Annotated in this window: 2 protein-coding genes; one reads left to right on the forward strand and one right to left on the reverse strand. The window is 78.6% G+C overall.

Annotated elements, in window-relative coordinates; translation table 11 throughout:
- A partial coding sequence (locus tag ABEB16_RS19360) for a ThuA domain-containing protein (RefSeq protein WP_345713841.1) occupies positions 1-674 on the reverse strand: 674 nt, incomplete at its 3' end.
- A 136-nt stretch (positions 675-810) separates the two neighbouring features.
- Between ABEB16_RS19360 and ABEB16_RS19365 the strand changes: the two genes are divergently transcribed.
- A partial coding sequence (locus tag ABEB16_RS19365) for a DnaJ family domain-containing protein (protein ID WP_345713842.1) occupies positions 811-1,177 on the forward strand: 367 nt, incomplete at its 3' end.

Genomic DNA, 1,177 nt, shown 5'->3' on the forward strand with positions numbered 1-1,177 from the left:
TGCTCCGCGCAGTCGTAGGAGCGCTCGTCGTGCCCCAGCGCGTCGTAGGCCGTGCGGCCGCCGGCGGCACCGGTGCGCAGCCACACCAGCGGGTGGCGCCCGCCCTCGTGCTCGTGGTCGGCCAGCACGGTGAGGTCGTCCGCGGTGCGCAGGTGGGTGTAGCGCTCGTCGAGCAGCTCGAACGGTGCCAGCCCCGCGACGACGGGTGAGGCGCCGGCCAGGACCCGCACGGCGGCCCGGCCGTGCTCCGGGTGCATGCTCGTGCCCCGCACCCACCGGCCCCCCAGGCGCTCCTCCCACTGGGGCAGGTCGGGGAAGCTGGTGGCGCTGGAGTGCACCGCCAGCAGCGGGCGGCGGCCGGCGAGGTACGCGCTGAACCCGTCGCGGGCGTCCGGGTCGGCCGGCACCGGCGCGCCGTCGCGGGGCAGGCCCACGTTGAGCACGAGCAGGTCGGGGCGGGCCGCGGGGTCGGTCAGCTCCGCCAGCGCCTCCTCCACGTCGTCGCGCGGCTCCACGTCGAACCCGCACCCCCCGAGCAGATCGGCCAGCAGCCGAGAGGTCCGCTCGAAGGGGTGCCAGGGGTCCGCGTAGCGACCACCGCCCGACAGCAGCAGCACGCGCGCCCCACCCGTTCCGTCGCCGTCCCGCCCCACCGCGTCCTCCGCCTCCGTCACCGCCCGGGCGCTCCGACGGTGCCCGGGGTCCCAGCCTGCCCCCCGCCGCGGCCGGGGTCGACGGCGGGCGGCGGTTGCGCGCGGCGGCGGTACCGGCTGGGCTGGTCGCAGGTCGGACGGGTGGGGGGCGAGGACGGTGTCGCAGCACGGGCGCTGGCACGGGCACGGCGGGGGCTTCGAGAGCACCGCCGAGCGGCTGGTCCGCGAGGCCCTGGAGCGCGGGGAGTTCGACGCCCTGCCGGGGGCCGGCAAGCCCATCCCGGGCCTGGACCGCGAGCGCTCCCCGGAGGACTGGGCGGTGGAGAAGGCCCGCCGCGAGGGGCTGGACACGTCGGCGCTGCTGCCGCCGCACCTGGCGTTCCGCCGGGAGCGCGCCGTGCTCGCCGCCGCGGTGGCGTCGCTGGCGTCGGAGGCGGAGGTGCGGGAGGTCGTCGAGGACTTCAACGCCCGGCTGCTCGCGGAGTACCGCCGGCCCCAGCTGGGCACACCCGTGGCCGTCGCCC

The sequence above is a fragment of the Kineococcus glutinatus genome, assembly GCF_039542765.1.
Taxonomy (GTDB): Bacteria; Actinomycetota; Actinomycetes; order Actinomycetales; family Kineococcaceae; genus Kineococcus_A; species Kineococcus_A glutinatus.